The organism is Psychroserpens sp., assembly GCF_047633235.1.
In the GTDB taxonomy this organism is placed as follows: domain Bacteria; phylum Bacteroidota; class Bacteroidia; order Flavobacteriales; family Flavobacteriaceae; genus Psychroserpens.
In genome coordinates, this window is the sequence record NZ_JBLIET010000019.1 from 33,829 (window position 1) to 59,326 (window position 25,498).

Consider the following 25,498-nt stretch of genomic DNA (forward strand, 5'->3'; position numbering starts at 1 on the left):
TGTATTACTATTTTATCTTAGCACTGTTCATTTTTAAATGTTCTTTCATCTCTAAAGTATCACGTAATACTAAAGAAATTTTATTTGATTCGTTAAAAATACGTCAAATATTATTTTATTTGACTTTAGAAATTTGTGCCATTAATTCTGCTTCTGCACACAATTGTCCATTAGCATAAGCATAGCCCTGCATGTGACAGATACCACGACGTATTGGCGTTATTAAATCGCACTTAAATATAAGCGTATCTCCAGGCACTACCTTTTTCTTGAATTTTACTTTATCAATCTTCATAAAGAATGTTAAGTAATTTTCAGGATCTGGAACAGTACTCAATACTAGTATACCTCCTGTTTGCGCCATAGCTTCTACAATCAAAACGCCAGGCATTACTGGTGCTCCAGGGAAATGACCCTTAAAGAATTCTTCATTCATAGTCACATTTTTCATTCCTATGACATGAGAATCTGATAATTCAAAAACTTTGTCTAGTAATAAAAAGGGTTGCCTGTGAGGTAACATGTCCATAATTTGCATCACGTCCATCAAAGGCTCTTGATTCAAATCTATTTGAGGAACGTTATTACGACGTTCATTTTTTATGATTTTAGACAGTTTCTTAGCAAATTGGGTATTGATGAAATGCCCAGGTTTGTTGGCAATTACTTTTCCTCTAATGCGCGTACCAACTAAAGATAAATCACCTATAACATCTAAAAGCTTATGTCTTGCTGCTTCATTAGGATGGTGAAGCGTTAAATTATCTAAGATCCCATTTTGCTTTATTGCTATCGAATCTTTATTAAAAGCCACTTTTAGTTTTTCCATTGTTTCTGGGGATAATTCTTTATCCACATACACAATAGCATTATTAAGATCACCACCTTTAATAAGACCATTTTCTAATAACATTTCTAGTTCATGTAAAAAACTAAAGGTTCTAGAGTCTGAAATATCTGCTTTAAAATCTGACATATGATTTAAGGTCGCATTTTGAGTCCCTAAAACTTTGGTACCAAAGTCAACCATAGTAGTGACTTGGTATTCTTTAGAAGGCATAACGATAATCTCGCTTCCTGATTCTTCATCAATATACGATATCACATCAGAAACAACATATTCTTCTCTAAAATCATCTTGCTCAATAATACCTGCCTTTTCAATAGCTTCAACAAAAAACTTTGACGAACCGTCCATAATGGGAGGTTCTGAAGCATCGAGTTCTATAATAGCATTATCAATATCTAGACCGACTAAAGCAGCCAGTACATGCTCTGAAGTTTGAATAATTACACCGTTTTTTTCCAAACAGGTACCTCGTTGAGTATTGGTCACATAATTGGCATCTGCCTCAATCACAGGTGAGCCCTCAAGATCTACTCTTTTAAAAGAAAACCCATTATTTACTGGTGCAGGACAAAATGTAATTGTCACCTCTTTTCCTGTATGTAAACCAACACCTTTAAGAGAAACTTGTTTCTCTATCGTTTTTTGTTTAATGTCTGTTTTAATTATTGCCATTTAGTTTTTTTTCTAAATCATTAATGGTTTTAACAATCTTAGGTAAATTTTTAAAATGTACATAAGATTTATTCCAATCTCCAAATGTAAATGATGGAGACCCCTGTAATACTTCATTATTTTTTACATGTCTCCCAATGCCAGACTGTGCTTGCACACGCACATTGTTGCCAATAGTAATATGTCCAGCAATACCTACTTGACCCCCTATTAAGCAATTTTCACCAATTTTAGCAGATCCAGCAATTCCTGTTTGAGCAGCTATAACTGTATTTCTACCAATCTCAACATTATGTGCTATTTGTATTTGATTATCTAATTTTACTCCTCTTCGTATCACTGTAGAACCTAATGTTGCTCTATCTATGGTTGTCGCAGCTCCGACATCTACGTAATCCTCTATAATCACATTACCTATTTGCGGCATTTTACTATACTCTCCATTTTTATCTGGAACAAAACCAAAACCATCTGCACCAATAATAACTCCAGAATTGATAACACAGTGTTTTCCTATAATGGTTTCTGAATATACTTTAGCTCCAGAAAACAATATCGTATGATCTCCAACAGTTACGTTATCTCCTATATAAGTATTAGGAAAAATTTTCACATGATCACCAATTACCACCTGATCTCCAATATAACTAAAAGCACCGATGTAAACATCGCTTCCTAATTTAGCAGATTCTGAGATAAACGATGGCTGTTCAATACCCTGTTTGTTAAATTTCACTTGGTTATAGTATTCCAAAAGTTTTGAAAACGATTGATAAGCATCATCAACCTTAATAAGGGTTGTTGAGATATCATTTTCTGGTTCAAATGTTTTATTAACTATGGTGATTGACGCTTTGGTAGAATATATGTATGAATTATACTTAGGATTTGCCAAAAAGGTCAAAGAGCCTTCTGTACCCTCCTCAATTTTTGAAAGTTTAGAAACTTCAACCTCAGGATTACCTACGACCTCGCCTTCTAAAATTCCAGCTATTTGTTGTGCTGTAAAGTTCATACGAGCAAAAATAGGAAAAATGCGGAAATTATTTACAGTTGTTTGTGTTTAAAAGGTTAGATAATGAGTTGTTTCTTGTTGTGTTGTGCTTTAACGTATTTTAATTGGTCACTTAATTACTTATTAACCTCTGAAATAATCTGGTTTTTCTTCGGAAATTCAAAAACTTCAAGATTTTATAAATTAAAGATTGATTAGCTAAATTTGCTCCTCTAGGAATTTTTAATTAAAAATTTCATTGCATTTAACGGTTTCTTATTCTTAGGTATAGTTATGATCCTTTGGAAAAACCAAAACTGTAAAGAATAATCAACTACATACGACACCTTAAAGCGGAATACCAAACACTGGATCCTATTCTTTCGGATAACAGATGTAATACTTAGTAACTGCTTTAGACAATGCTTTAATATTGAACTGATCTGATGCCTTTGTAATATCAACCACTTTTCCAGATTTCTGCAAAATTTTAATTTTTTGTTTTTTAGATTGATACGCCAGGTTTGAGATTTCATCAATAAAGACAAAGTATGCTGCATCAGCCTTTGAAATATTATATTTCGAGACTAGATTAGTGATATGTTTATCTAAAGTTGAAGGTTTAATAGGTTTGTTTTTTAGTTTAATCTTCAATAAATCTCTATTAATAATCATGCTACAAAGATGACTTAAGATAAAATCATCATGATATTGCCAATCTTTCATAGCAGACACAATATCTGTATCGTCCAATCTAGAAAAGGTTTCTAAAGTATGGTCGTCAAAATTGTTACTTGTAATTTCATTCCGAAGAAAAAAAGATAGGGCATCACTTGCTCTTAAATTTACACCTTTAACAGTTAACTCTTTAGCTCTCTTTAAAACCCGAGTCAGTAATTGCTCGGCGACCAAACTTGTTTTATGGAGGTAGACTTGCCAGTACATAAAACGTCGCGCAACCAAGAATTTCTCAAGGCTGTAAATCCCCTTTTCTTCAACAACCAGTCTATCATCAACAACATTTAGCATAGTAATTAATCGTTCGCTATTTACATTACCTTCGGCAACACCTGTATAAAAACTATCACGCTTGAGATAATCTGCTCTATCCATATCAAATTGGCTAGATATCAACTCGCATAAAAATGGTCTATCATAATTGCCTTTAAAAATTTGAATGGCTAGCGTTAAACTTCCGTTAAATTCTTTATTGAGTTTTTGCATAAAACGCATAGAAATCACTTCATGAGAAACTCCATTTACAATACTGTGTTCCATCGCGTGAGAGAATGGTCCATGACCAATATCATGTAATAAAATAGCGATATAAAGTGCTCTTTCTTCCTCTTCAGAAATCATAACCTCCTTAAAACGAAGCACATTAACTGCTCTTTGCATTAAATACATGCAACCTATAGCGTGATGAAATCTTGTATGGTGAGCTCCAGGATAAACAAGGTATGATAATCCCATTTGAGAAATCCTACGTAATCTTTGGAAATATTTATGCTCAATTAAATCAAAAATATCCGAATTGGGAATCGTAATAAATCCGTAAATTGGATCGTTAAAGATTTTAAGTTTGTTACTTGTCTTCAAACTGAAAAATTTTATACCATAAACTATGGTATCATATTAATTATAAACAAATATACATGAACACTATAAATATTCTTTGGGTTGACGACGAAATAGATCTTTTAAAGCCACATATCATTTTTCTAGAACAAAAACAATATAAGGTAACAACGTGTCAAAGTGGAACAGAAGCTATTGATATTATAGACGATACCAGTTTTGATATTGTGTTTTTAGATGAAAACATGCCAGGCCTTACAGGTTTAGAAACCTTGCACGAAATTAAGGAACGTCGTGCTAATCTTCCAGTCGTGATGATTACTAAAAGCGAGGAAGAATATATTATGGAAGAGGCTATTGGTAATAAGATTGCAGATTATTTAATTAAGCCTGTAAACCCAAATCAGATTCTATTAAGTCTAAAAAAGAACTTAGATCACTCTAGGCTCATTTCAGAAAAAACAACTTCTAACTACCAACAAGAATTTAGAAAGATTGCTATGGATATGTCTATGGTAAATACTTTTGAAGAATGGAGTGATTTGTATCAGAAGTTGGTGTATTGGGAATTGCAACTTGAAGATATTGAAGATGTCGGTATGACAGAGATTTTGGAATCTCAAAAAAACGAAGCTAATGTTCAATTTGGAAAATTTATAGAAAAAAATTATCCAAGTTGGTTTGAGCCTAATGTGGATGCACCTACAATGTCGCATAACCTATTTAGAGATAAGGTTGTACCAGAATTAAGTAAAGAGCAGCCTACTTTATTAATTGTGATTGATAATTTACGTTATGACCAATGGAAAGCGTTTGAACCTATCGTTAACAATTATTATAAGAAGGAATCTGAAAGTCCGTTTTATAGCATCCTACCTACGGCTACTCAATATGCAAGAAACGCAATATTTTCGGGATTAATGCCTTTAGATATGGAGAAATTACACCCAAATCTTTGGAAAAACGATACCGACGAAGGTGGTAAAAACATGCATGAATATGAATTTTTACAAGCACAACTTAAACGTTTAGGTTTACAAAACTTAAAAACAGAATATCATAAAATCACAAATTTAAGAGCTGGAAAAAAATTGGCTGAGAATTTCAAATCACTTAAAGATAATGACTTGTCTGTCATCGTTTATAATTTTGTGGACATGCTCTCCCATTCTAAAACAGAAATGGATGTTGTTAAAGAATTAGCATCCAATGATAAAGCCTATCGTTCTCTAACTGTGAGCTGGTTTAAAAACTCACCACTATTAGAAATAATACAACAAGCTCAAAATTTAGGATTTAAGTTAATTTTAACTACCGATCACGGCACTATAAATGTAAAGAATCCATCAAAAGTTATTGGTGATCGTGATACAAGTTTGAATTTGCGTTATAAAACTGGACGCAGCTTAACCTACGAAAATCGTGAGGTTTTAGTCGCTAAAGATCCAAAATCTATTCATTTACCTTCACTTACCATGAGCAGCTCTTTTATTTTCGCAAAGAGTGATTACTTCTTAGCCTATCCAAACAATTATAATCATTATGTGGGATACTATAAAAATACATATCAACATGGAGGCGTGTCTTTGGAGGAAATGATTATTCCATTTGTGGTCATGAATCCTAAAAATTAAGAGTAAGTGACATGATTTAACTCTAAAAAAACACGTGAATAAAGGGTTATAGATAGGTCTATTTATAGCCTTTAATAATTTCTACAAACTCACTTTGATTCATCTCAAAAACGATAAATTACTAAGCTCCAATAATCTACGTAATGCAAATATCCTCGACGAAATACACTTTTTCTTAGTTTTTCTAAATAATTATTCCTATTATTGCAGTTGAAATTAGGCTATAAACCTGTTTGACCATTAAATGATGTCAAAATTATTGGAACTAGAATATCACATAGAAGATATAGAGATTGTTGCAAAACAAATATTAGATCATATTTCTTCAAAAACCATTCTTTTCTATGGAGACATGGGTGCTGGTAAAACAACACTTATAAAATCCTTAGTAAAATCATTAGGTTGTGAAGACGACGTGAGTAGCCCAACATTTTCTATTGTAAATGAATACCATTTAAAAGATAACTCTATTTATCATTTTGATTTATACAGAATCAGTGATGAAGAAGAAGCCTTAAATTTTGGGTTTGAAGACTATTTATATACCTCAAAATGGGTGTTTATAGAATGGCCTCAAAATGTGCAAAATCTTTTACCAGAGGACATAAATACTATAGATATTTCGTACAAAAGTAAGACCTCAAGATCCCTCAAATTGAGCCAAAAACATAATATTAACCCAGAAAACCAGCAAAAAGCAGTAAAATATTGAAAATAAATTAGCAACCTCACACCGCATCATAGTTGTAGACTACGGAAAAACCGTAATCATAAGGCGATTTTTGAGTGTTTTTTAACACTCCTTTTAACAGTTTTAGATATAAGGCATTCTTATATTTGAATAATTAATTAATTTAATCCCTTATATTATGAATACAAAAAAGTATGTTCTCGCTATTGCAATTTTCGGAGGAATGTTATTTACTGCTCATGCAACTGATTTAATCAACTTAGATGGACAAGTTAAAACTGAAATCGACAAAAGAAAAGTTAAAATTGCAACACACGGTTAAAAAAAGCAATTCTAAAAGTATAATTAATGGGAGTGTATTAGGTGTTTTAATATCTATAACTCCCATTTTTTTCTATTCTTATGTGTATGTCCCTGAAGTCAAAATCTGGGATAATTTTTTATTCACATATGACTCAGGATTTTATGAAGATGTAAGGACAAGTTTTTGGATGATAATGACGAAAATTATTCCATTGTTTCTTTTGTTTATATGGTTTTTCACATGTCGTCATTGGTGGTATCATTCTATTTTAGTTCCAATCTCGATGTATCTGTATCAGTCAATAGGTACAATAAATGATGATGTTATATTTTTTGATAATTTTGATTTGATTTATATGTTACCTATTATGGCTATAGTCATTCCTTCAATATACCTCATTAGAGCTAAAATGTTTGACAAAATAAACGATGCCGACAAAACCATGCAAGAATTAGAAGAAGAATTCATGATGAAGCCTAAGGGAATTTGGGGTACAATTAAGCAGTATTTTTAAAACATGTAAACTACTTTAAACAAATTACCTTCATTGATTTCAAATCCCCAGAGACTAGCTTTTATTTAATAAAATAGTAATAAATTTTAGGTATTAAAAGTCTTTTTGATGTTAATGCTTTTATTTCCATATCCATCATAAGTGCTATCTACTTTGAAGATATAGTTATAGGGACGTATGGCTATTCACCTTGGCAACTTAAAAATTTAAAGGCACGTAGACATTTCCATAATTTATTCTTGACACAAAGAAAAGCAGTCAATAACGGCTCTTAGCTTTGGCTTCCTTTTTATATAATTAAACACCTTTTACTCTTTAGATAACAGTCCTAATTAAATTAGCAAGTGGGACTAAAAACAACTCCTTCCCTAATTTAATGTTCTTGAGCCTTATAAAACCAAAGATAAACGCTGGCATCTCTAGAAAAATTTTCCAAACTAATATTATGTCATAATAAATTGCGAATTAACTTTTGCATGATCCCATAATCGGAAATGTCAAAAAAAACATATATTTAAAATATAGAAAATAGTCTATGCTAATAGATTGTTAAATAAAAAAAATATATTTGTACAGTAAGAATACGACTTACTCTATCATAATTATAATGAATAACACAATTAATAGAATCATCCAATTATTACCTGCTCTAAAAATGAGCGCAAGACAGTTTGATCTGTCCATTGGAACTGGAAATAGTTACACATTGCGCATGCAAAAAAACAATGCGTCTGTGGGGAGTAATGTTATAGAGCGTATAGCTAAAGTATACCCACAAATTAATCTCGTTTGGTTAATTACTGGCCAAGATAAGATGTTTGTTAAGAATTTATTAAAACCTGAGGTGAGAACTAAAGCCGAAATTCAATACTATATCGATAATAAACTCAACCAGCATTAGTCTGATGAAAAAAATGCGTTACTTAATGAGATTTTAGTGGAACTTGACAAGGCAACAAAGACAATTAATTACTTGTCTTTTAAGAATATTAGTTTCTTTAAAAACTCTTATTTATTCATGTTTGATTTTAAAGCATCTATTTTTTTAAATGTTTTTTCATATTAGCAAAATAAATCATATCCATAAAATCTTCAAATCCAGAACTACCAAATGAACACCTAAAAAAACTTAACTCTGTAATATACTATTGCATATAATCATCTAAAAACACCAAAATATCGTCAATAAAATCGATATTTAAATTACAACGTCTCCAGTTGAACTATTTTGCAAACCAAACTGATACATAGAAAATAATCTACAAGGAATATATAAAAACTAAAATTGCAAATAACAGATAATTATTTGTAATTTGAGTTAATAATTAAAAATTCAATGAGCACATCATTATCTCCCTTTACAAAGGCCCAGCTATTACCTCAAGAAGAAATGCTTGAAGTTTATAAAAAGAAGGGTGATTTATTTATAGGCATCCCTAAAGAGACATATTTTCAAGAAAAACGAGTATGTTTAACTCCAGATGCCGTTTCAGCTTTAGTTTCTAATGGTCATCGTGTAATGATTGAGTCTGGCGCTGGCGAAGGTGCTAATTTTAAGGATAAATCTTATAGCGAAGCTGGTGCAGAAGTTACAAAAGACACTTCAAAAGTGTTCTCCTGCCCTATTCTTTTAAAAGTTGAACCACCTTCTATAGATGAAATTAAATTAATCAATCCGCAGACGCTTTTAATCTCTGCATTGCAACTTAAAACACAAAGTAAGAGTTATTTTCAAGCTTTAGCAGCAAAACGTATAACAGCATTAGCCTTTGAATTTATCAAAGATGAGGATGGCGCTTATCCTGCCGTACGCTCATTGAGCGAAATTGCTGGCACTGCTTCCATATTAATTGCTTCTGAGCTCTTATCTAATATCAATGGAGGAAACGGACTCATGCTTGGTAACATTAGTGGAGTGCCACCTACCGAAGTTGTGATTATTGGTGCAGGAACTGTGGGCGAATTTGCAGCAAGATCTGCTATTGGTCTTGGCGCTAATGTTAAAATTTTTGATAATTCAATCACCAAATTACGATGTTTACAATCCAATTTAGGTCGTACATTATACACCTCAACGTTACAGCCCAAAAATTTATTGAAAGCTTTAAAGCGATGTGATGTTGCCATTGGTGCTGTGCGAGGCAATAATCGGTCACCTATTGTGGTTACAGAAGCTATGGTTAATTCTATGAAATCTGGATCTGTGGTCATAGATGTAAGTATAGATATGGGCGGCTGTTTTGAAACTAGTGAAGTTACAAATCATGACAAACCTACTTTTGATTATAATGGTGTGACGCATTATTGCGTGCCCAATATTCCTGCAAGATACTCGCGCTCTGCCTCTGTCTCATTGAGTAATATCTTTACGCCTTACCTTTTAAAAATTGCCGAAGATGGTGGTATAGAAAATGCCATTCGTTTTGATCGTGGTTTAAAAAATGGGTTGTATTTTTACCACGGAATCTTAACCAACAAATCTGTAGCAGATTGGTTTGATTTAGACTGCAGTGACCTCAACCTGTTAATTTTCTAGTAAAAATAATATCATTGTTATAAACTTAACATGTTAAAGACGCAACTACACAAGTGAATAATCAATTGCGAACAACGTGTGATCTTTAAAAACAATAAATAAAAACGCATGAAACTACTACATCGAATAGGTTACTATTTGGGAGGATTCTCCATTGGTTTAATTTTATTAGCTTTTTTTTTAGGCGGAAAAAAAACATCTTGTGATTACAGTCCTAATGCTAGAACTATCAAAAATATTAGCATAAAAGAACGCTTTTATTCTGAAGACACGCAGCGTGTCATGCAAAATTATAGTTTAGATACACTTACTGTTTCCGAATTAATAAAAACAAGTAGTGTTAACTTTTCTGAAAGTGATACTAAAGGGGATTCTTGTAAAATCTACCTTCTAGAAAATGAAATTGATGATAAAGACATTGAACTATGGATTAAAAATTGTGATTCTAGTGCAACTATTCAATCTATTAAAATCAATTAAAAAACCATTGCTAATATATTATACTAACAATGGTTTCAAACTCAATTCAACTAACTATTTTATTACCTTATTGGGATTTTCTTTATTAAACTTGTATCGTTATAGATTAATCTAACAACGTATATACCTATAGAATAAGCGGAAACATCTAATTCTCTCGTCATTTGGGACAACTCTTCCATCTCAGATGGATTAAATGTTTCGGTATGTATAATTTTACCTGATAAATCATAAATATAATATCCTCTAGCCGTTACAGACTGTAAACCGTCTATTCTAACTTTCAATATGTCGCTCGTAGGATCTTGGTAAATCATAAAATCAAACGTTTCGCTTTCAACAGGTATTTCTACTGTACTACTGCACTCTTCTACAAAAACCATAACCGTATCTTCATCACTATCCAATGCATTATAAACTAAAACAGAATATTCTGTATCCTCATCTGGAGATACTTCTATAGTTTGTGTTGTTTCGCCATTATTCCATAAATACGCGTCACCACCAATAGCTGTAAGCGTCACGGTTTCTTCGTCGCATATAAATAAATCTTCTCCTGCATCTGCTTGTACTCGTTCTAATACATTTACAATAATGGCTTTGGTATCTTCACAGTTATTGATAAATCCAGTCACCTCATACGTTGTGGTGTTTAACGGACTAACAGCAATGTTTGGCTGTGTTGCGCCATTATTCCATGAATAAGTATTAGCTCCAATTGCAGAAAGTGTAATAAATTCACCCTCTAAAATCATAACATTAGCTCCGTTTGTAATAATCACATTTGGATTTGGGTTTACACCAACCTGAACCTCTGCATCATCTTGATAAGCTCCATCAAAAACAGTAACCGTATACGTTTGAGTATTTGTTGGATTAACCGTAATGCTTTGTGTGGTTTCGCCTGTACTCCATAGATAACTATCCCCCTCACTCGCTGTAAGTGTGGTTTCATAACCTTGGCAAATCGCTTGATCTGCTCCTGCACTAGCTGTAAATTCAAAAGGTTCTACAGTTACAGTAGCTTCGTCTGTAAATTCACAATCATTTAAAAATCCTGTTACTGCGTAAGTTGTTGTAACATTTGGTGTTACTGAAATACTAACTGTTGTCTCTCCTGTATTCCATAAATAGGACTCTGCTCCTGTTGCCGTTAATGTTGTAGAATCACCTTCCATAATGGTTACATCACTTCCAGAAGATGTATTTGGTAATTCATTTACTGTTACTGTAACACTAGCATCGTCAGAGGCTGTTTCAGCGGCATTAAAAGCTGTAACAGTATATGTCATTGTTGTATTTGGAGTAACTGAAATACTTGGTGTTGTTTCTCCTGTATTCCATAAATAAGTACTTCCTCCAGATGCTGTTAAAGTGATCGTTTCTCCATTACAAATGGTAGCCTCTACTCCTGCATTAGCAGTGACATTTTCTATTTCAACAGTTACAGTTACGTCGTCTGTTGATTCACAGCCATTATTAAATCCTGTTACAGTATAGGTTGTTGTACTGTTTGGTGTTACTGAAATACTAGTTGTTGTCTCTCCTGTATTCCATAAATAGGACTCTGCTCCTGTTGCCATTAATATCGTTGACTCCCCTTCTGTAATAGTAACATCACCTCCAGCAGACGTATTTGGTAATTCGTTTACAGTCACTATTACAGAATCGTCATCCGAAATAGATTCCGAAGCATTAAAAGCGGTAACCGCATACGTTGTTGTGATATTTGGGTTTACAGAAATACTCGCTGTTGTTTCTCCAGTACTCCATAAATAAGTTGATCCTCCTGAAGCAGTTAACGTTGTACTTTCGCCATTACAAATGGAAACATCTGATCCTGCGTTAGCGGTAATCGTTTCTGTTTCTACGGAAACAGTTACGTCATTAGAAGATTCACAATCACCTAAAAACCCAGTAACTGTGTATACTGTTGTAGTATTTGGCGTTACAGAAACACTTTCAGTAGTTTCTCCAGTACTCCATAAATAGGTATTAGCTCCTGTGGCTACTAGAGTTGTTGATGCTCCTTCAACAATTGTCACATCACCTCCAGCACTTACATTTGGTAACGCATTCACTATGACAATTACCTGATCTGTACTTGAGCAATTATTTTCAAATACTTCTACTGAATATATTGTAGTTTCAGTTAGATTAACTGTTATTGCTTGAGATGTTTCTCCTGTACTCCATACATACGAAGATCCTCCTGACGCTGTTAGTATTGCTGAATTTCCGAAGCAAACCTCAATATCATTTCCTGCGTCTGCAACCGGAATCTCGTTTACTGTCACTGTAACACTAGTGTCTTCTGAATTATTTCCAGACACACTAAACGCTGTTACTGTATATATTGTTGTCGTGTTAGGGGATACATTAATTGAAGCAGTAGTTGCTCCTGTACTCCATAGATATGTTGTTCCGCCAGTTGCTGTAAGTGTAGTGGTTTGTCCATTACAAATCTCCATATCGCTTCCAGCATTAGCAGCGACACTGTCATCTAGCAAAAAAACGGTAACAGTATCTGTGTTTTCGCAATTGTTAGTTGTACCAGTCACAAAATATGAGGTATCCAATAAAGGATTTACCGATATAGTTTGTGTTGTTTCACCTGTGCTCCATAAATAAGAGTCTGCTCCTGTTGCTGTCAATGTTGCGCTTTCGCCGTCAAATATCGTTTGATCTTGTCCTGCATCAATATTTGGAATTTCATTTACAGTAACTATAATTTCATCTGTGCTTGAGCAGGTGTTTTCAAAAACTTCTACCGTGAAAGTTGTTGTAATATTTGGACTCACGTTGATTGAAGCTGAAGTTGCTCCAGTATTCCATAAATAAGAAGTTCCTCCTGTTGCAGTTAATATAACTTCTGTGCCTTGACAAATGTCAATATCTTGTCCAGCGTTTGCAGTTGGTATTTGATTTACCGTAATTGTTATTTCGTCTTGAGTTGTACTTCCATCTGAGTGTGTTCCTGTAACCGTATAAGTTGTAGTTATATCTGGTGAAATTTCTATGCTTGTAGATGTCTCTCCGGTATTCCAAATATAAGAATCTGCTCCTGATGCTGTTAATGTTGTGCTTGAGCCTTGACAAATAGCTGCATTTGAAGCATTTATATTTACTTGATTCCCCACAACTTCAATTGTTATTCCATTCAGGTAATATTCTAGATTTGTATAACCATCAGGCTGTACAATATTTCTATCTGAAGCATCATTTAGATTTAAACCATTTTCTATTTCCCAAGCATCTGGCATACCATCATCATCAGTATCAACTGGAGCTGTACCGCCTAAAATTGTTGGATAAGTTCCAGAAGTTGCTACGCTTCCTGTATTTGTATTGTATTGATTGATAAGCCTAATATCTACTGCGTCTCTGTTTGGCAAACTACAACCAACGTCAGACATGATACTGTTTGCAACTTGATTAGCAGGTATTGGAACAATTCCTGAATTAGCAAAAGGAGTAGTTTCTAAATACTGTATTAAATTAGCACTAATTTCATTTGTACCATTAGGCACTATATTATTTTCTATAAAAGCATAAGTGTTTGCAGGAGTTCCTTGTCCTGCGGTAGTACCACCTACTACGTTAGGATAAAGAATCTGTTCACTAGATCTTTTATAATCATTGTTGATAACAGTAAATTTTGCACCAAAAGACATTTGAGTACCATTTAAACAACCAAAAACCAAATTGTTTATCATTTCAAAAGCAAGTTCATTATCAAGAGGATAATTATTTCTAATATTTCTTTCTTGATTGTGGGCAAACATATTTTTATAGAAAGTAATATTGTAAGTTCTTCCACCCGATAAAACACCGTAAGTAGATTCAGATACTATAGAATTTTGTACAGTTATGTTTCTTACGGAACCAGATGACCCAGAAGCTCTTATATTAAAATTTTCATCTTTTGCCCAACTCATTGAACAATGGTCTACAATAACATTTTCAACAATATCACTTCCCCAAGCTGTTATGCTTAAAGCGTCAGCTTCATTATTAGGGGCACTTTGACCTGGTCTAAATCTTATGTATCTTATAATAACATTAGAATCTTCAACTATTACCATTGACCCTTTAATTAAAATACCATCACCTGGAGCAGTTTGACCAGCAACAGTCACATTACCATTGGTAACACTTAAAGCACTATTTAATGTAATTGTACCACCTACTTCAAAGACGATGGTTCTTGGTCCCGATGTGTATTGCAGTGCTTGTCTTAAACTACCAGCGCCACTATCATTTAGATTTGTAACTTTAATTACTGTTCCTCCTCTACCACCTGTAGCAAGTTTTCCAAAGCCTTGGGCTGATGGAAATGCGAGTTGTGCATAACTGCTGAATGAAAAACTAAAAATCAGTGTTATAAGTAGGCAACAAAAAAAGTTTCTTGAGATTCCATAAGAATCCCAATTAAAATTTGGGGATATCATTTGCTATTAATTTTGGGGCTTAAATGCTAGGCAATCTAAATTAATATTTTTGTTTAACCGTTTAAAGCACTAATTATTCGATTAAATGAATATATAAGTAAATATTTACTTACAAATAATATGTTAATCCTATTATATGTAATATTATTCGGGTGAAATACTCTTTAAGTTTTATATACGGACTATACTTTACAACTAGACGTTATCATAACAAACTTTAACGTTTGTAAGAATTACCCTCCTAAAAAAGCGCTAGATTTTTATAATATCTAATAAAAAGAAAACTTAAAAAAAAATCACAATGCTTGATTTCTATAAATTTATTATTTCTATAATTCATCAAAAAACCAAATCAGATAATTTGAAATAATTTGTTACGTAACCACAACCCCATTTGCAAAGAAAGATTACTAGTTAGCTTATAACCACATTTAATAACTATTTAAAACGTTCTCAACTAAACACTTTAACGTGATGGTATAGAAAAAAAGAAGGATAAAAAAACGATTAAGAATTGCAAGTAATCTTTTATCATAACAATGAGTATTAGTAAAAATAGTTTCTGTTTATTTGAGTATTATAATTTATTAACCATTGTTACAGACGAACTTATCAGTATGAAACATCATGCCATATATTAAGAGATTCCTATTAGTTATAATTTTTATAAAATAACTTGTTTTTTTATATATTTGAATATTATTAATTAAATTAGGCTCATTTTAATATGCCTATATATTTAGTGTCACATTTGAAAAAAAAAAAAATTGCATTTGTTATTCCAGGTCTCGAACCTGGTGGAGCTGAACGAGTGGTTTCAACACTTGCAAATGAACTTTGCAATACATATGAAATCATTGTTATCACGCTTTGGGACGTAGAACCTTTTTATTATTTACATAATAATATCAATCATATTAAATGTGCTAATAGACCACTAATCAGTAAAAATGTTTTTCAAGCTCTTCACAATAATTTCTATCTTTTAAAAAGATTGAAAACTATTTTTAAAGACAATGAAATTGATCTCACTATTGGTTTTACCACAACAGCTAACATATTAGCCATCATTGCTTCCAAAAGCAAAAAAATTCCTTGTATTATCAGCGAGCGTTCTAATCCTAATATTAAAGTTCTCGGGAAAATATGGACCTATTTGAGGAAAACAAACTATAAGAAAGCTGACTTTATAGTAGTACAGACCAAGCAAAATCTATCATATTTCAGCAAGTTTACTACAAAGAAAAAATTAACAATTTTACCTAATCCTTTATCCAGTGAGTTAATAAGCAATAAAAAAAGGAATACTTCTAAGGAAAATATTGTTTTAAGTGTTGGTAGATTAGACAAGAATAAATCACAAGACCTACTTATAAGAGCTTTCAGCAATATTAATACTGATGGTTGGCGTCTTATATTTGTTGGTGAAGGTTTAGAAAAACATAACTACATTAATCTAACAAAAAGTCTTGAGTTAGAATCCAAGGTCTCTTTTGTAGGGAATAGCACAAAAGTTTATGACTATTATAACTCCTCAAAGATCTTTGCATTTACATCGCAATCTGAAGGATTTCCAAATGTTTTAATTGAAGCAATGTATTTTGAATTACCTTGTATTTCAACAAATTGCCCTAGTGGACCTTCAGAAATTATTAATGAAGGTTCCAACGGTTTTTTAATCCCTGTTAATGACCAAAATTCATTAGAAAAAAAATTAAGCCTTTTAATGTCTTCAGAAGATCTTCGTAAAAATATCGGAGAGAATGCCTATCTTAATGCTAAGGAATATCAAACTGAAAACATTGTTAAAAGATGGGACAAGATTATTCAAAAATTAATACAATAGGATTATGGATTTAAAGGACTTGATTCCTACCTATCATAAAGTATCAGATGAAACCTATCACTATAAATTCACGGTATTTACACCTGTTTTTAATTGTGAAAAAACAATTATAAGAGTCCATCAATCATTGGTTAATCAAACCTACAAGGACTTTGAATGGCTCATTATTAATGATGGTTCAACCGATAAGTCTCATGACACCGTTGAACATCTTATCAAAACGTCCCCTCTAACTATTCACTATATCAATAATATTGAAAATCAGCACAAAATGAGTTGTTTTGTACAAGCCATTTCTTTAGCAAAGGGAGAACTTTTATTGACCTTGGATGGTGATGATGAATGCCTGCCCGATGCGCTTAAAATATTCAATGAAGAATATTTAACTGTTCCATTTCACTTAAAAGATTCATTATCAGCCGTTACTGCCTTATGTCAGGACCAATTTGGTAATAGCCTCGGAGATATATTTCCTACAGACCCTTATTTCAGTAATACTTTTAAATCACATGCTATTAATGGTATTAAAGGTGAAAAATGGGGTTTTACCAAGACAAGTGTTTTAAAAGGAATTCAAGTCAATCAACAAATATTGTCCAAAGGCTTCATTCCCGAAAGTCTTATTTGGAGTTTGATTGCAAAAGAAGGATTTGTCACCAAATACATCAATAAAGTGCTTCGGATTTACCATATCGGAGTTGATGATTCTTTAAGTTCAATGAGTTTAGAAAAAAGGGCATTTGGCTCTATCATTAACTGTATTGCAGGATTTAATTGGTTCTTCAATAGATATTATTTTAAAACTCCAAAGTTCTTTCTAAAAAATCTTTATGTTTTGTTACGTGCGTCAAAATATCTACCCTATAGTTTAAAAGATTATTTAAAAGCCATAGATTCAAATGTTGTCAAATTTATGATATTAACCTTGTGGCCATTTAGAAAATTATTACATTAAACCACTATGGACTAAAGTGCCATAAGTTTTTATATCTGACCAGAGACATCAGTAAGTGATTACTCAAGTATAAAACTATCTTTATCAATATTTGATTTACGATGACACTCCAAGTATATTATCAGTAATAATTATTTACTTTTTTTAAAATATTAAAGTACAGTCAAAAGTTTGATGTTTTAATTAATTCGAAAAAAGTATGTTTTAATAGGCATTAATTTTCGTTAGGAATAGATTGTATTGTTTCAAATATTTTAGACAAAGCTAGTTCAGAAATTTTGTGCTCTGAATGACTAGTGTCCGAAAACACCTCGAAAGACCCTCCATTAAATTCTTGACTTTTTGCTGCTATGAATTTATCATAGCTTTGATAATCAGTCCCATCAAAGCAGCATGAGTCATATCTATTAAGAATCTGTAGTTGTTTTCTACTTTTTCCAACAGATCCCATTATATACATATCCAAATAGTTTATTTCAGACACAAGTTTTTCATAAGTTTCTTCATAATCTCCATAAGCTTTATCTGGTCTATGAAAGCGTATAAACATTGGATAGGTTCCAGCCACTGGAGAACTGAATTTTATTCTCGAGTCAACAGCAGCTGCCAATGTAGTTGTCCAGCCTCCACCACTAATTCCTACCATACTGATATCACTAAAGTTCTTATCTATTGAATAATTAATCATTGTAATTACTGGGGATATAAAATACTGTAAAGGGTTTTCCAAGTATTTAAATTTCTCGTGATCATTAAGTGTAAACCCTCCTAATTTATCTAAATAAATTTCAGGACGGCTATTTTTTCCTACTGCTGGCATAGAAAACGCATATACCGTAAATCCCCTTTCAAGAAAATAATCTATCGTTCGTTTACCCAAAGAGAAATCACCTCCATGTCCTTGATGATATATCAGAAGCCTGTTTATTGGTTTTTTGGGATGAAAAATATACCCGATAGAGCTTATGCCATACTTTTGTATAATCTCGAATTGTTCAATCTTATCCAATTTAGTTAAGTCAGAATAAAATTGGTCTTCAATATCAAAAATTAAATCTGGTAAATTAGTTGGCAAAGTTTTTGTTCCAAATAGAATTGTATTTAGTTTAGTTTTCAGAGAGTCCAAATTATTTGGTGATACGGAGATTAAATCCTCGAGTATAATCTTAGAATATTGATTTTCGACTTCAAGATTTTCTTCTAAGTATTTTTCTTCAATTCTATCTTTAGTGTGTTGCAATAAATTAAATGGGAAAATTCGATATACGCCAACTAATAAACCATAAGTCGCGCTAATTAAGATTACAAATACTAATATTAAAAATTTTTTTTTCATGAAATAACTTTCTAATCAAATGTTTAGTATTTAAATTCTGGTTCACAGGTTTAAATTTCCAAGATAACGAAATTTTGTAATTGAGTTTGATTTCGAAGGGTTATTTTAATAAATCAGACTTACTTTTTTCAGCAGTCAATAATAATGGTGAATTTGTAGTTTTAGGTTTAAATTATTATTTCGGCTAAACTATTATTGATATTTGTCTTTCGAATATATTAAGTCAAAATTATATTATTCTGATAAGTCTTTAAAATTTAAAATTGGAAAAACAATTATTGCTAACTTAATATTTATATCTACATTGCCAATAAAATTATTCAATAGTTAACAAGATATATTGGTTTTTTAATGAAAATGAAATTTAATCATGTGTGTTAAATGAGAATATTAAAATACACCTTACTGGCACTAATTTGTTGGATGCTTCCAAGTTTTTTATTGATGGCCTTCGGTCCATCTATTAGTGGTGCTTCAAGTTATTTAACATTTGGTCTGTTTATATTGTATTTTTTTCTGAGAGAGAAAAAAGCTCCTGCAATTCCTTTTATTATTTTGGGTATGGCCTACTTTGTTATTAGTGGCTTAATCTTTTTAGTTGATTTTAAATCATACATAAATGAATTTATTAAATTTATTATTATCGTTGTGGGTGGCTCTCAATTGGCCAGAGATATCTCTAAAAAAGAATTGTATTTTGTAATATTATTTGGAGCTATAAGTATATTATTACAAGCTATATTGTTTCAAAATGGTTATGGTCGCTATAGTGGTTTTTATTTAAACCCAAATGGCGCAGGTTTTATCTGTATAATTGGGTATAGTATTAGTACTAGCATGCCCGACAAAAAATTGAAATATCTAGGGTTATTTATTTGTACATTAGCGGGTTTATTGACATTTTCTAGAACATTTATCGTATTGTGGTTGCTCATCAATTTGATATCGATATTTGTTGACAAAAGAAATCTCACCAACTTTATGGTGGGTATTGGAGCACTAATTCTTGTTTTTAGTTTTGCTGCTGTCTTACAAGTAAATACCGTAAGGCTTTCAGCCTTGAATAACCTGATTGAAAATAAAAGCAGTTCAAGTGTCAGTGCTATTAACGAAGGCTCTAGAACAGAAACCTGGTCTCAATACTATGACATGATAAACAAACGCCCCTTTTTTGGTAATGGTTATAATGCCTTATCTGGTTCAGAGTTGAATAAAGTGGGTGTACATAATAGTTATTTATTGGTCATTGGTGAAGCCGGTATTATTCCTTTTTTATTAATGGTAGGGATTTATGTAATGTTACTTTTTAAAAGCCTACACTATTTTTACACAAATTCTGAATATTTGTATTTATCCATAGCACTAGCATTAATCCTTATGGTTACTCATACGTATTTTACAAACTATATTGTTATTTTTATATCGATATGGCTATATTTTCAAGTAAAGGATGAAACAAGTAGTTTCATCATAAATAATAAATAACTATCTGTGGAATTTACAATTCAACAATTCAATATAACGAAACACAAGTTAGAGTGAAATTACAGCGAGCAGAATTTAGAGGATCATATCGGTTGAAAAATCATTGAGCTCAACTAGCGTTAATAGAAGAGCTTTTTGTTCTGCCATTAATAGTATTGCAGGATTTAACAGGCTTTAGCACATATCATTAGAAAACTCCAAAATTCTTTTTAAAAAATCTTTATGTTTTATTACGTGCGTCAAGATATCTACCATATAGTTTAGAGGATTATTTAAAAGCCATAGATTCAAATGTTGTCAAATTTATGATATTAACCTTGTGGCCATTTAGAAAATTATTAAAATAAAATTCCTGGCACTATATATAAATGATAGCACTGGTATTTTATTTATAGAATATGTTTGTTGCACTTATATGTTAAACACAGAATTTATTAGCTGATAAATAACTAGACAAAACTAGACAATTCAATTTGAAAAAAAGTTTGAGATGGATTGAAATACAAAGTAAGATGAGAATTTGATTTATAAATTAAAAAACAGACTAATCTTTGGCTTTTTTCATATAAAGTTTTTTTGTACTATTATATCCAATTAAGAATTAATCAAAACCACCTCAATTGAGTTCAAAATTCAATCTTAAAATTGTAATAAAAAATTTATTTAAAAGCAGTACAATTTCTAACATGATAACAGTAGGGTTTGCATCCTTGCTGGTTAGTTTTTTTGGTTTTTTTAAAGAAATACTAATAGCAGATAGTTTTGGTCTTTCAGAATTACTGGACACGTTTTATGTTGCTATGTTATTGCCTGGCTTTGTAAGTGGTGTTTTTTTAAGGTCTTTTAACAGTGTTTTTATTCCCAACTATGTTAGCGAATTAAAAACGGGGAAAAATATTGGTGCTTTTCAAAGTACCAGTATTCTAATTACTGTTGGTGTCGCACTTTTATTTTTAATTTTTGCCATACTTTTTACAGATGTTTATTTAGAAGTTTTTTTTGAAAATCATACGCAAAGCTATTATGATCTCGTGAAACTTCAATTTTATTTCGTGGCACCATGTATTATATTTTGGGGCTTTTCCTCTTTAATTAGTGGACTATTAACAATCGATAATGAATTTAGACTCTCCTCTATTTCCTCTATTTTTATAGCACTGTCAATCATTGTTTGTCTTGTTTTTTTTAAAGAACAACTTGGAAATCTTGTTCTCGCACTAGGCACTTTAATTGGAAGTATTTTAAGCTTTGTCTTTTTAGCAATTACCGCATTTAAACGAGGGATCTTGTTTATGAACATGCCGGATTTTAAGTCCGCAAATATCATCATTTTATTTAGACAGTTGCCAGCTAAAGTTTCATCTAGTCTATTAAGCGGAATAAACCCAATAATTGACCAATACTTTTCAGCACAGTTGATTGTTGGTTCCATAGCGGCTTTAAATTATGGAATTAAAATACCAGCATTTGCAATTTCTATTGTAGGTCTTTCTGTTGGAAACGTCCTTCTGCCATATTTTTCTAAAAAAGCTGTAGACAACAAAGAATTACTATTCAAAGAAATAAAGAAAATACTAAAATATTTAATCGTTGTTGGTCTTGTAATCATGGTTATCTTGGTAGTCGTTTCACAACCAATAATTTGGCTGATTTTTGAAAGAAATGCATTTACAGGAGATGATACTGTTATCGTATCCAAAATACAGCAAATGTATTTACTTCAAATTCCATCTTATATTGTGGGATTAATAATGGTGAAATTTTTAACTGCGATCAATAAGAATAATTTCATGGTTCTAGCATCTGTAATGAATTTACTTTTAAATATTACATTTAATTTTATCCTTATAGATTTAATGGGAGTTTATGGTTTAGCTCTGGCAACCTCCATAGTTTCTATAGTTAATAGTCTAATTTTATACTTATATATTAATAAACTTAATAAACAATATGTTTAATATTATTACACCAACATTTAATAGACAGGATCTTATTCATCGTGTTTATGAATCTCTAAAGCACCAAACCTTTAAGGGATTCAAGTGGATTGTTGTTGACGATGCAAGTACTGATAGTACTAAAGAACTTATAACACAATGGAAAAATGAAACTCAAGAGTTCTCAATTGAATATTACGTATTACCTTTTAATCAAGGAAAACCGAAAGCTGTAAATTTCGGTTTAGAAAAATGCGCGTATCCAATCACCATAATTGCGGATAGTGATGATACATTCGTTGCCAATACATTCAAAGATTTAAAGAAAATTTGGGATGAAATAAATCAAACTGAAAATAACATAGCTTCAGTTTGGACATTAGTTGTTGATGAGGATGATAATATAAAAGGAGATAAATTCCCTGAAAACAAATGGAAAGTTAGTTTTCAAACACGAGTATTAGATATAAAAAAGGAACTTGTAGGCGATAAATGGGCTTCGTGGCGAACTAACATATTACAAGCCCATCCATTATATTCTGATTCGGAAGCTCACGTTCAAGAGAGCCAAACCTGGAATAGAATTAATAAAAAATATGATTTCTTGTGTATGAATGTTGTATTCTTGAAAGCCCATGTGTCATCAAACAGCCTGATAACATCAAAAAAAACAAGAAAACAAGTATCACGAAGCGGGTATTACAGTGCGTACTATGCACTAAAGGACGTAAACAAAAGGAATATTTTTAAGTATAAATATTTTCGATGGCAAGCATTTAAATATATAAAATCATGGTTATTTTATTCTGACAGGGATTTAAAATTAAATTTTTCAAAATTTGCTGTTTGTTTCTTCCTATTTATATTTTATATTCCGAAACGACTCTTTAATAAAATGGCATGAAAATAATTAAATACTTTTTATTAATCCTTTTACTTTGAGGAGCCATCCATCTCTTCACTTTTGGCTCTAGTTTTGGAAATAATTTAAGTTATTTCTCCTAATTATTCCCTATCGTATATTATTTTTTGGGTAAGAAACGCAAGCTATTGATACTGCTTCTTATTCTGGTTTTAATTTATTTCATGATTTCTAATTTAATCTATGTTGCTTCTTTAAAAATCATAAAACGAAAATTTACAAATTACTCTTAACAATTTCATTAACAGCAATTTTGATGACTATACATAATTACTTTAACAACGAGGTTCTTATATTTACTACAATTTGGATGTATGTCAAATTGTAGTAAATTGTTCAGAAGAAAGAAAAAAAAGAAAACCAAAAACATTTCATAGCATAAAAGTACATTTGACAGGCATAATTAAGAATAAGTGGATTTAATATCTATTTTTGTTTCAAAAAAAAAAACCAAATAGTATAAATTTATGTGTGGAATTTACGGAACAACCCTAAATTACAATGAACAACAAGTCCAAGACAAACTTAAGCGAACAGCGTTTAGGGGTCCAGACAAAATGGGTTGGCAAACTTATAAAAATGGACATCAAATTACATTTGGTCATAACAGGTTATCTATAATTGATTTAGACCCAAGATCTGATCAACCTTTTACATACAATGATAAAATTCATATAGCTTTTAATGGCGAAATTTATAATTTTCAAATTTTAAAAGATAAATTACATAAAAAAGGATACACCTTTCGCACCACATCAGACACAGAAGTCATCTGTGCTGCATATCTTGAATATGGCGAAGATTGTGTGCACCACTTTAATGGTATGTTTGCTTTTGTTATCTATGACGAAATAAAACAATGTTTTTTTGGAGCAAGAGATCGTTTAGGTCAAAAACCTTTCTATTATTATCATAACGGAACAGACTTTGAATTTTCTAGTCAGATATCCTCTATACAGATGTACAATGATAATTTAACCATTTCAAAAGATGCCATTGGTTATTATTTGACTTGGGGAAATGTACCAGACCCAATGTCAATCTTTAATGAAATAAAAAAGTTAAAAGCTGGACATTCATTTAATTTCAATATAAATACTGGTGACATAAATATCAAACAATATTGGGATATTGATTACCACGGAAAAAACAAATACGAAGGTTCCTTTAACGATGCTAAGGCAGATTTAGACACCTTATTAAAAGATGCTGTAAAAAAACGCCTCTTTGCTGATGTACCAGTAGGGGTCTTCTTATCTGGAGGTGTAGATTCATCCTTGGTTGCTGCATTAGCTACTGAAACATCTACATCAAAAGTGAAAACATTTTCAGTAAAATTCAATGAAAAAGGATTTGATGAGAGTGTTTATGCACAACAAGTTGCAGATCATTTAAAAACAGAGCACCAAGTTATTGAATGTAACTACACAGAAGGTATTGATCTTATTGAGAATTTTTCAGATTATTATGATGAGCCTTTTTCAGATTCTTCTGCTATACCATCAATGCTACTCTCAAAGCATACAAAGAAAAAAGTGACAGTAGCGTTATCGGGTGATGCAGGCGACGAGAGTTTTATTGGATACCACAGATATGATAGGATTTCAAATGGTAATAAACTTTTGAGAATACCATACCCCATACGAAAAATGGCAGCATCTATTTTAAACATGACTCCTAGCCATAGACTTAAGATTATTTCTAGCGTATTAAAAGCTAAAGGTGTTAATGATGCCTATTTAATGGCAATGACTACTACCGATTCATCGTGGTTTGACTTTAATGATTATGACAACGTTGATGAACAAAAATATTTAAGACATACTAACAAAGAGCTATTAGAGCGTGTCTCTGATTTTGATTTGAAAACGTATCTCAATTGGGATATTAATACCAAAGTAGATAGAGCTTCAATGGCTTACTCTCTCGAAGTTAGAGCTCCTCTACTTGACTATCGTGTTGTAGAATTTGCAAGATCCCTTCCAACAGATTTCAAAATTCAAGGTTCTAATAAGAAACGCTTATTAAAAGAAGTGCTTTATGATTATGTTCCTGAGGAAATTTTTGATAGACCCAAAGCAGGTTTTACAATGCCTTTTGCAAACTGGTTTAGAGAAGATTTAAAAGATTTTGTTTTAACTGAACTTGATGATGAAAGTTTAAGCAAAATACCGTTAATCAATAAAGAAAAAGTTAAAGTCATGATTGATGAGCATCTTACAGGTAAACGCAATAGATATCCACTAATCTGGAAACTTCTAGTGCTTAAACAATGGCTTAACAAAAATGGAAAAGGATACTCAATAGTATAAA

General features: G+C 31.7%; 18 protein-coding genes. 13 read left to right on the plus strand and 5 right to left on the minus strand.

Going from position 1 to position 25,498, the window contains the following annotated elements; translation table 11 throughout:
* Positions 1–115 precede the first annotated feature (115 nt).
* The 3 genes from ACJAZK_RS07985 to ACJAZK_RS07995 all read right to left on the minus strand — a co-directional run bounded on the left by ACJAZK_RS07985 (position 116) and on the right by ACJAZK_RS07995 (position 4,115).
* Positions 116–1,522 carry a bifunctional UDP-3-O-[3-hydroxymyristoyl] N-acetylglucosamine deacetylase/3-hydroxyacyl-ACP dehydratase gene (locus ACJAZK_RS07985; RefSeq protein ID WP_415223469.1) on the minus strand — a complete coding sequence of 469 codons (1,407 nt, stop codon included), beginning with the start codon at positions 1,520–1,522 and terminating at the stop codon, positions 116–118.
* A complete protein-coding gene (gene lpxD / locus ACJAZK_RS07990) occupies positions 1,509–2,537 on the minus strand; it encodes a UDP-3-O-(3-hydroxymyristoyl)glucosamine N-acyltransferase (protein WP_415223470.1) in 1,029 nt (342 codons plus the stop codon). The genes ACJAZK_RS07985 and lpxD overlap by 14 nt, the downstream gene beginning before the upstream one ends.
* Positions 2,538–2,891: 354 nt before the next feature.
* The gene (locus ACJAZK_RS07995) at positions 2,892–4,115 is read right to left on the minus strand and encodes an HD domain-containing protein (protein ID WP_415223471.1); all 1,224 of its coding nucleotides are present in this window, start codon (positions 4,113–4,115) and stop codon (positions 2,892–2,894) included.
* 56 nt (positions 4,116–4,171) lie between these two features.
* Here ACJAZK_RS07995 and ACJAZK_RS08000 point away from each other — a divergent pair, with 56 nt between their 5' ends.
* The 7 genes from ACJAZK_RS08000 (at position 4,172) to ACJAZK_RS08030 (ending at position 10,253) form a co-directional block, all read left to right on the plus strand.
* Positions 4,172–5,728, plus strand: coding sequence for a PglZ domain-containing protein (locus ACJAZK_RS08000; protein ID WP_415223472.1), 1,557 nt, complete (start codon positions 4,172–4,174; stop codon positions 5,726–5,728).
* Between the two features lie 244 nt (positions 5,729–5,972).
* Complete coding sequence (gene tsaE / locus ACJAZK_RS08005) at positions 5,973–6,440, plus strand: tRNA (adenosine(37)-N6)-threonylcarbamoyltransferase complex ATPase subunit type 1 TsaE (RefSeq protein ID WP_415223473.1); 468 nt, start codon at positions 5,973–5,975, stop codon at positions 6,438–6,440.
* 157 nt (positions 6,441–6,597) lie between these two features.
* A complete protein-coding gene (locus tag ACJAZK_RS08010; protein WP_415223474.1) occupies positions 6,598–6,741 on the plus strand; it encodes a hypothetical protein in 144 nt (47 codons plus the stop codon).
* Positions 6,725–7,237 carry a hypothetical protein gene (locus ACJAZK_RS08015; protein ID WP_415223475.1) on the plus strand — a complete coding sequence of 171 codons (513 nt, stop codon included), beginning with the start codon at positions 6,725–6,727 and terminating at the stop codon, positions 7,235–7,237. Before ACJAZK_RS08010 ends, ACJAZK_RS08015 begins: the two co-directional genes overlap by 17 nt.
* Positions 7,238–7,844: 607 nt before the next feature.
* Complete coding sequence (locus ACJAZK_RS08020) at positions 7,845–8,138, plus strand: hypothetical protein (protein WP_415223476.1); 294 nt, start codon at positions 7,845–7,847, stop codon at positions 8,136–8,138.
* Positions 8,139–8,573: 435 nt separating this feature from the next.
* A complete protein-coding gene (locus tag ACJAZK_RS08025) occupies positions 8,574–9,773 on the plus strand; it encodes an alanine dehydrogenase (protein ID WP_415223477.1) in 1,200 nt (399 codons plus the stop codon).
* 108 nt (positions 9,774–9,881) lie between these two features.
* Complete coding sequence (locus tag ACJAZK_RS08030; RefSeq protein ID WP_415223478.1) at positions 9,882–10,253, plus strand: hypothetical protein; 372 nt, start codon at positions 9,882–9,884, stop codon at positions 10,251–10,253.
* 62 nt (positions 10,254–10,315) lie between these two features.
* Here the strand turns inward: ACJAZK_RS08030 and ACJAZK_RS08035 are convergent, their stop codons facing one another.
* Entirely contained in the window at positions 10,316–14,704 is a 4,389-nt protein-coding gene (locus ACJAZK_RS08035; protein ID WP_415223479.1) for a T9SS type A sorting domain-containing protein, read from the minus strand.
* A gap of 751 nt (positions 14,705–15,455) precedes the next feature.
* Between ACJAZK_RS08035 and ACJAZK_RS08040 the strand changes: the two genes are divergently transcribed.
* On the plus strand, positions 15,456–16,550 hold the full coding sequence (locus ACJAZK_RS08040; protein WP_415223480.1) for a glycosyltransferase family 4 protein: 1,095 nt from the start codon (positions 15,456–15,458) through the stop codon (positions 16,548–16,550).
* Positions 16,551–16,554: 4 nt separating this feature from the next.
* Positions 16,555–17,505 (plus strand): glycosyltransferase family 2 protein, encoded by a 951-nt coding sequence (locus tag ACJAZK_RS08045; RefSeq protein ID WP_415223481.1) that lies wholly within the window; start codon positions 16,555–16,557, stop codon positions 17,503–17,505.
* Between the two features lie 214 nt (positions 17,506–17,719).
* Here ACJAZK_RS08045 and ACJAZK_RS08050 read toward each other — a convergent pair whose 3' ends face one another.
* Positions 17,720–18,841, minus strand: a complete 1,122-nt coding sequence (locus tag ACJAZK_RS08050; protein WP_415223482.1) for an alpha/beta hydrolase family protein — start codon at positions 18,839–18,841, stop codon at positions 17,720–17,722.
* 381 nt (positions 18,842–19,222) lie between these two features.
* Between ACJAZK_RS08050 and ACJAZK_RS08055 the strand changes: the two genes are divergently transcribed.
* From ACJAZK_RS08055 to asnB, 4 genes are all read left to right on the plus strand, one after another.
* Positions 19,223–20,326, plus strand: a complete 1,104-nt coding sequence (locus tag ACJAZK_RS08055) for an O-antigen ligase family protein (RefSeq protein ID WP_415223483.1) — start codon at positions 19,223–19,225, stop codon at positions 20,324–20,326.
* A 620-nt stretch (positions 20,327–20,946) separates the two neighbouring features.
* On the plus strand, positions 20,947–22,284 hold the full coding sequence (gene murJ / locus ACJAZK_RS08060) for a murein biosynthesis integral membrane protein MurJ (protein WP_415223484.1): 1,338 nt from the start codon (positions 20,947–20,949) through the stop codon (positions 22,282–22,284).
* Entirely contained in the window at positions 22,277–23,167 is an 891-nt protein-coding gene (locus ACJAZK_RS08065) for a glycosyltransferase family 2 protein (RefSeq protein WP_415223485.1), read from the plus strand. The genes murJ and ACJAZK_RS08065 overlap by 8 nt, the downstream gene beginning before the upstream one ends.
* Positions 23,168–23,652: 485 nt before the next feature.
* Positions 23,653–25,497 (plus strand): asparagine synthase (glutamine-hydrolyzing), encoded by a 1,845-nt coding sequence (asnB, locus tag ACJAZK_RS08070; protein ID WP_415223486.1) that lies wholly within the window; start codon positions 23,653–23,655, stop codon positions 25,495–25,497.
* Position 25,498: the final 1 nt, after the last annotated feature.